Below are 5,160 nucleotides of genomic sequence, written 5' to 3'. Positions count from 1 at the left end.
ATAAATAATAAAGTGACGTATGTACTTTCATTCATATTTGAGGATGAGAAAATTTCAAACATTTATATGATGGTTAATCCTGAAAAACTTATGCACTTAAATGTAATAGTAAAAAAAAGACGCATTTCTTTAGAAGTGCGTCTTTTTTTTATTTTTCTAACATTTCAAGAGGTACATCTTTTTCGCCGGCTACCTCGAATTTAATTTCCCCGTCTTCTTCATAAATGCGTTTAATAATCGGTATAGTTATCATTAGTTTTTTATGCTGTTTACGTCTTCTAGCAGCATCTAAGTTAATCACGTTCATGTGTAAGCATCCTTTCTTACAGAAATATATAAACAAAAGAAAATGCGTCCGAAAAGGGCGCTTAGTTGAATTAGAAATACCGATTCATTTAAATGGGGTTTAGATTATCTTATAATTGAAAACTGATTGTAAAATAATGTGAATTAAATAATTGCACGTAGAAATTAACTTTACCAAAAAACGAAACAATATGCTATAAAAAATTTTAATTCTTTGTCGTATAACAGGAAAAAGGTGTGCATTTCGCATATAATGAAAAGTAGACGGGCATCATGTACTTTTTCATCATATTGCTTGGAAAGGCGATGGAGAAAATGAATACTCTAGATTCATTATTATTGCAACTTGAACAATATGGAGAAGAGCATGATCGACATAAAGAAAAAAGAGAAGAAAAATTAAGAAATATTTCTCGTGAAATGGGGCAGTTTTTATCAGTATTAGTAAAGGGGTGCAATGCAAAAAAAATTTTAGAAATTGGAACTTCAAATGGCTATTCTACATTGTGGCTAGCAAATGCGGTAGAAGAAACAAATGGAAAGGTTATAACTGTAGAACTTTCTTCAGAACGGGTTGGAGAGGCACTTGGAAATTTTGAAAGGGCAAATCTTACACAGAGAATCGATATTCATAATCAAGAGGCTGGGGCATTTTTGGATTCGCAAGTAGATCGTTCATTTGATTTTATTTTCCTAGATTCAGAGCGCACGCAATACATGTGGTGGTGGGAACATATAAAACGTATTTTAGAGCCAAAAGGTTTTCTTGTAATTGATAATGCAACTTCTCATGCGGGGGAATTAGCTGGATTTATAAAGATGATTGAAGAAGACGTTACGTTTGAAACTGTGTTATTAGCTTTTCAAAAGGGAGCATTTGTTGCGCGGAAGAATAATTAGAAGTGGACATAATATAATTATCACATTGAAAGATAGTATATGTCAAAAGATAGAGCATTGTATGAATTTAAGAAGGTAACTAAATGGAATTTAAAATTAATAGTCAGTGGTGATAAGTAAGGTAAGCTGTGAAGAATCCGTCTTCAGCATGTTGTTCTCTAGGTCTTAAGTCTGAGGAAAATAATGACGAGAACAGGTATACTTATACTATGAAACAGGGAATGACTGCATAAGCAGGTATTTCTTGAAAAATCGATTTCAAGCAAGCAAAAATGTATATGAAATACGATATATTAGATGAAATATAGTGCACATAAATTCGCACATATAAATAAAGGAGCGATTTTGTTGACTGAACTCGAGAAAAAAGAACCTGTATCGATTGTGAAAGATAATAATGTAGAAGTAGTAGTGGATACAGTAATAAAAGATGCAGAACTTGAAGAACTGAATAAAGAAGCAGATCTTTATGTACAAAAGTTAAATAGCGAGCAAAATACAGATTTATCAAAAGTATTGTCGCAGCTTGGAGACTTAGGGGATAAAGAGCAGCAAGCGGCAGGACAAACGCTATCAGCTTTAAAACGTCCTGTGACAGCGATGATGAATGGAAAGAATGAAGAAATTCCAAATACATTGTTAGAATTACGAAAAGTGGTATCAGAACTTGATCCAAACTCATTAAAAGCAACTGGTATGAAGAAACTTATGTTTAAAGTGTTTAAGAAAAATCCGCTTGAAAATTACGTGCATAAATATCAATCTATAGATAAGCAAATCGAGGAGATTATAAGATCACTTCTCATTGGCCGTGATAACTTGCAAGAGGATACGGTTGGTCTTGAAATGTTAAAAGAGCAATCACACGATAAAATTCACGCTCTTGATAAACAAGTATACTTAGGAAGAAAACTTGCTGGTATGCTTGAAGCTGAGAAACAAAATCCAGAACGTCAAAGGGATATTCCGTTAATAAATGATGCATTAGAAAAGATACTTGTGCGTACTCGTAATATGCAACAAGCAAAAAGTGTATTATTACAATCTATCGCATCTGTAGACATCATTAAGAAAAATAATGAAAAGCTATCAGAGGCAATTCGTAATGCAATTACGATGACGCAAAACGTTGTAACGGTTTCCGCTGCAATACAGCTTGCATTAACAAATCAACGTAAAACAATTGATGCTGTTAATGCAACAAATGAAGCGATTGAATCAATGGTATTAAGCAATTCACAAGCATTAAAACAAAATACAGAAGAAACAACAAAACTCCTTGAAAATCCTGCAATTAGCATGGATAAATTACGTGAATCATTCCAAAATGTATTTGCCGCTATTGAAGCATCTGAGAAATCGTCAGAACGTATTATTGAGTCTAGTAAGAAATTTGTAATTGAACTAGATACATTTAATGATGAGATGAAGCAGAAACTCATTCAGCGTCCAAGGAAATAACAGACTTTTAGAGGAGGTGAAAAAATGAGTTTCATTCAAGGAGTATTATTACTATTAGGATCATTACTTTTAATCGCATTTACTGTCGTTGTTTTAGTTGTATACTTCGGACGTAAACTTTATTTTTCATGGACGAAACCATATAAGAGAGCACAAGATTCCATTGAGAAATTATCAAACAAATCGACACCGTTTTTACAAGAGTTTACGCAACATCCACTCTTTTATCGCTGGATTCGTACGGAAGGAAAGAAAGAACAACATACATTGAATACTCTTTTCTGTACATCAGGTCAACGTACGAGAGAACAAGTATTTTCAATGTTACCGAAAGAAAAACAGAAAAAAGTGCATGTAATGGCAAAAACAACGAAAAAGCTTACAAATGAAGATATCGATGTGGCCGCGATGAAAGTGAAAGATTTCTTAAGACAAGAAACGCAGCAAACTGTAAAACCGACAGACTTATCGTTTTATAAACTGTATTTCTATGATCGATATCCAGATGCATTAAATACAATTCAAGCATATAAACGCTCGATTAATCCTTCACTACAAAGAACGGTTGATGACATTACAATTTCAGTATTAAATGCATTGCCGTACTATCAAGAGCAGCGTATGTTTGAACAACAACATAAACTTGAAACGTTTTTAATGAAAGATTTAACTGCGATGTTATCTTTAGTGGTGCAATTACCTCCATCACAACGACCAGAAAAAGAAGAAGAGTTAAAAGTCTACTTGCAAAATTTCCAAAAAGAAATGGAAGTAGTTGAGCGTGATATTCGCGACTCCATTGATCATGATTTGAATGTGAAGATGAGAGCAGCGACTGAGAAGTTTAAGAATAAATAAAAAAGGCGCCTTAAAAGCTAAGTATTTCTCAGCTTTAAGGCGTTTTTTTTGAGATTTTATTTTGCCTTAACGGTAGTAAAACTAGAAGGAATGCTTTCATTATGCAATCGATCAACTGCAGTTACCACATACGTATACGTTTCTCCAGAAATAGCCGTTTTATCTACGTAAATTTCTCCAAGTTTTGTTTTTCTTACAGTAGTAAGTAAATGTTTTGGGTTTTGTATATCCACTTCATTTTTTCCATTCACACGGTAAATGGCGTAATAAGAAGAGTCATTATCTCTATTGTCAATTATTCCCACGGCAATACCTTCTTCTCTTGGAATAGCGCCTTTTAAAGTAGGTTGTTTTGGTGGATCTTGATCAAGCCAAGGCATAGGTGGGATTAATGCAGGATGCTTATATATGTCTTTTGAGAGTCTGTTTTTAACTCCTAGTGGATTGTTATTAATATCTTTTAAGCTAAAATGCATACTTCCTTTTATTTCAGGATATTGACGATTTAATGCGATTTGTTTTGGATATTCTTCAGGATCAGACCAAGCAGGGACAGAGTTGTTATTAATTTTATAGGCCGCCTGACCGATGTATAGGTGAATGGGTTTATTATTGGTTTCTTTTACCCACCAATCTACTAATATATCATATGCAGCAGGTGTAAAACCTATATTCCAATATATTTGCGGTGTAATGTAGTCAATATATCCTTTTTGTATCCACTCACGTGTGTCAGCGTAAAGGTCATCAAAGTTTCTTTGACCTGCAGTTGTGTTAGAGCCAGTTGGATCATCAGCTATATTTCGCCATACGCCAAATGGACTAATGCCAAATTTTACGTATGATTTTTCTTGTTTTATAGCAGTATTTAAACCTTTTACGAGTTCATTTACATTATTGCGACGCCAATCTTCGATAGTTGAAAAATTCTCATTATTATATGATTCAAATGTTTTTTGATCAGGAAATTCTTCGCCAACTACTTTATAAGGGTAAAAATAATCGTCCATATGAATTGCATCAACATCATAATTTTTTACGATTTCTAAAGCGCCTTCCGTTATAAAGTTTTTCACATCTGGAATACCAGGGTTGTAATATAGCTTCCCGCCGTAAGGTACAACCCAATCGGGATGTTGTCTTGCAGGGGGATTATTTGATAATCGATTTATATCAGTGTGATTCATCGTTATTCGGTATGGATTAATCCATGCGTGGAATTCTATATTTCTTTTATGTGCTTCTTCAATTATAAATGCGAGCGGGGTCGTATCCAGGGTCTTTTCCTTGTGTGCCCGTAATGTATTCAGACCAAGGAACGTAATTTGAAGGATAGAAAGCATCAGCAGCCGGTTTAATTTGTACAACGACTGCATTCATACCAGTGTTTTTTACATCGTCTAATAGTCTTATAAATTCTTGTTTCTGCTTTTCAATAGGTAAGCCAGTTTTTGAAGGCCAATCAATATTGAGAACAGATGCTAGCCATACAGCGCGTAATTCATGTTTTTTGTAAGTAGTATTTACTTCAGCATAAGTAGAGTGAGGGGAAATGAAAGAGAAAGGAGTAGACAATATGACGATACAACACATCATTACTAAACGTTTCATAATCATTTATACGCCTCCCTATTA

General features: G+C 33.9%; 4 protein-coding genes and 2 pseudogenes. 4 read left to right on the top strand and 2 right to left on the bottom strand.

Going from position 1 to position 5,160, the window contains the following annotated elements; all coding sequences use genetic code 11:
- Positions 1 to 105, top strand: a pseudogene (locus AB3X49_RS17295) (RNA polymerase sigma factor SigJ); the annotation flags it as partial.
- Between the two features lie 43 nt (positions 106 to 148).
- Here the strand turns inward: AB3X49_RS17295 and AB3X49_RS17290 are convergent.
- Positions 149 to 307, bottom strand: a complete 159-nt coding sequence (locus AB3X49_RS17290) for a hypothetical protein (protein WP_002085567.1) — start codon at positions 305 to 307, stop codon at positions 149 to 151.
- Positions 308 to 612: 305 nt separating this feature from the next.
- On the opposite strand from AB3X49_RS17290, the gene AB3X49_RS17285 reads away from it, so the two are divergent.
- From AB3X49_RS17285 to AB3X49_RS17275, 3 genes are all read left to right on the top strand, one after another.
- Entirely contained in the window at positions 613 to 1,206 is a 594-nt protein-coding gene (locus AB3X49_RS17285; RefSeq protein ID WP_367963621.1) for an O-methyltransferase, read from the top strand.
- Positions 1,207 to 1,554: 348 nt separating this feature from the next.
- Positions 1,555 to 2,667: a toxic anion resistance protein gene (locus AB3X49_RS17280; protein WP_002119468.1), complete on the top strand. Its 1,113-nt coding sequence runs from the start codon at positions 1,555 to 1,557 to the stop codon at positions 2,665 to 2,667.
- A gap of 24 nt (positions 2,668 to 2,691) precedes the next feature.
- On the top strand, positions 2,692 to 3,525 hold the full coding sequence (locus tag AB3X49_RS17275; RefSeq protein WP_002069267.1) for a DUF3974 domain-containing protein: 834 nt from the start codon (positions 2,692 to 2,694) through the stop codon (positions 3,523 to 3,525).
- Between the two features lie 56 nt (positions 3,526 to 3,581).
- Here the strand turns inward: AB3X49_RS17275 and AB3X49_RS17270 are convergent.
- Positions 3,582 to 5,142 (bottom strand): annotated as a pseudogene (locus AB3X49_RS17270) (glycoside hydrolase family 10-like protein).
- Positions 5,143 to 5,160: the final 18 nt, after the last annotated feature.

The organism is Bacillus sp. C30 (assembly GCF_040838255.1).
In the GTDB taxonomy this organism is placed as follows: Bacteria; Bacillota; Bacilli; order Bacillales; family Bacillaceae_G; genus Bacillus_A; species Bacillus_A mycoides.
Note: the sequence above shows the minus strand (reverse complement) of the source record. Positions and strands in the feature narration are given on the sequence as shown.

Coding starts and splice junctions, on each gene's coding strand:
- AB3X49_RS17285 (WP_367963621.1), top strand. CDS start 613: ATGGAGAAAATGAATACTCTAGATTCATTATTATTGCAACTTGAACAA.
- AB3X49_RS17290 (WP_002085567.1), bottom strand. CDS start 307: ATGAACGTGATTAACTTAGATGCTGCTAGAAGACGTAAACAGCATAAA.
- AB3X49_RS17275 (WP_002069267.1), top strand. CDS start 2,692: ATGAGTTTCATTCAAGGAGTATTATTACTATTAGGATCATTACTTTTA.